Origin of the sequence: Streptomyces sp. NPDC059816, assembly GCF_042732055.1 — a bacterium.
Taxonomy (GTDB): Bacteria; Actinomycetota; Actinomycetes; order Streptomycetales; family Streptomycetaceae; genus Streptomyces.
Genome location: NZ_JBHWIQ010000070.1, coordinates 1 through 1,761 on the forward strand (window position 1 = coordinate 1; position 1,761 = coordinate 1,761).

Below are 1,761 nucleotides of genomic sequence, written 5' to 3' on the forward strand. Positions count from 1 at the left end.
GTGGTGACGGTGGGTCCGGATGATGCGCGGGATGCGGTGCGGAAGGCGTTGTCGATGGGGGTGGATCGTGGGGTGCATGTGGAGGATGGGGGTGTGGGTGGTTCGGATGTGATGGGGACGTCGTTGGTGGTGGCGGAGGCGGTGCGTCGGGTGGGGTTCGATGTGGTGGTGTGTGGGATGGCGTCGACGGATGGGGTGATGGGGGTGTTGCCGGCGTTGTTGGCGGAGCGGTTGGGGGTGCCGGGGGTGACGTTGTTGTCTGAGGTGTCGGTGGAGGGTGGTGTGGTGCGGGGTCGTCGTGATGGTGATGTGGCGTCGGAGGTGGTGGAGGCGGTGTTGCCGGCGGTGGTGTCGGTGACGGATCAGTCGGGTGAGGCGCGGTATCCGTCGTTCAAGGGGATCATGGCGGCGAAGAAGAAGCCGGTGGAGTCGTGGGACTTGGACGATCTGGGTTTGGATGCGTCTGTGGTGGGTGTGGAGGGTGCGTACACGGTGGTGGATGAGGTGACGCAGCGTCCGGCGCGGTCGGCGGGGACGGTGGTGGTGGACGAGGGTGAGGGCGGGAAGCGCCTTTCGGAGTTCCTCGCGGTGAACAAGTTCGTCTAGTTGCGGCTGGGTTCACCATGCTCGGCGTCACGTCGGGTGTGCCGCGTTGGGATCGTTCGGTTCGTTGGGGTCGTTCGGTTCGTTCATTCGTCCTGGTTTGTTCGCGTTCTGGAGTTTGGGGAGTGTGTCATGGCTGATGTGTTGGTGTTCGTGGATCATGTTGATGGTGTGGTGCGGAAGCCGTCGTTGGAGTTGTTGACGGTGGCGCGGCGGTTGGGTGATCCGGTGGCGGTGGTGGTGGGTGCGGGTGCGGGGGGTGCGGTGTCGGTGTTGGGTGGGCATGGTGCGGTGAGGGTGTTGGTGTCTGAGGCGTCGGTGTTTGGTGAGTTGTTGGTGGTGCCGAAGGTGGATGCGTTGGTGGCGGCGGTGGGGGTGGTGGGTCCGGTGGCGGTGTTGGTGTCGTCGTCTTCGGAGAATCGTGAGGTGGCGGCGCGGGTGGCGTTGCGGTGTGGTTCTGGGGTGATTACGGATGCGGTGGATGTGGTGGCGGGTGAGGGGGGTCCGGTGGCGGTGCAGTCGGTGTTTGCCGGGGGGTTTGCGGTGCGGTCGCGGGTGTCGCGGGGGGTGCCGGTGATCACGGTGAAGCCGAATGCCGCTGCGGTGGAGGAGGTTGTGGGGGCTGGTGTGGTGGAGGAGTTGGTGGTGGAGTTTTCGGATGCGTCGCTTGCGGGGCGGGTGGTGGTGCGTGAGGAGCGTGTGGTGTCGGGGCGTCCGGAGTTGACGGAGGCGGCGATCGTGGTGGCTGGTGGGCGGGGGGTGAACGGTGCGGAGAACTTCGGGGTGATTGAGGACCTGGCGGATGCGTTGGGTGCGGCGGTCGGCGCCTCGCGGGCAGCTGTCGATGCGGGCTGGTATCCGCATGCGAGTCAGGTGGGGCAGACGGGTAAGAGTGTGTCGCCGCAGTTGTATGTGGCGAACGGGATCTCCGGGGCGATCCAGCATCGTGCGGGGATGCAGACGTCGAAGACGATCGTCGCGGTGAACAAGGACCCCGAAGCGCCGATCTTCGACCTGGTCGACTACGGCGTGGTCGGTGACCTGTTCGCGGTCCTTCCCCAACTCACCGAGGAGATCAACAAGCGCAAGGGCTGACACCCCCCACACCCGCCTTCGTCTTACGGCCGGGCCCCGCACCCAGCACGACAGGGCCGACAG

Annotated in this window: 2 protein-coding genes; both read left to right on the forward strand. The window is 66.0% G+C overall.

The genetic code is table 11. The features are described 5' to 3' along the window. Nucleotides 1–606: electron transfer flavoprotein subunit beta/FixA family protein (locus ACFV88_RS35975; protein ID WP_385496438.1), on the forward strand; the 606-nt coding region annotated here is incomplete at its 5' end. A 129-nt stretch (nucleotides 607–735) separates the two neighbouring features. Beyond that, nucleotides 736–1,698 (forward strand): electron transfer flavoprotein subunit alpha/FixB family protein, encoded by a 963-nt coding sequence (locus ACFV88_RS35980; protein WP_385496439.1) that lies wholly within the window; start codon nucleotides 736–738, stop codon nucleotides 1,696–1,698. Nucleotides 1,699–1,761 lie beyond the last annotated feature (63 nt).

Bases quoted from the DNA above. Each gene is read 5' to 3' on its own strand.
- ACFV88_RS35980 (WP_385496439.1), top strand. From the start codon at position 736: ATGGCTGATGTGTTGGTGTTCGTGGATCATGTTGATGGTGTGGTGCGG.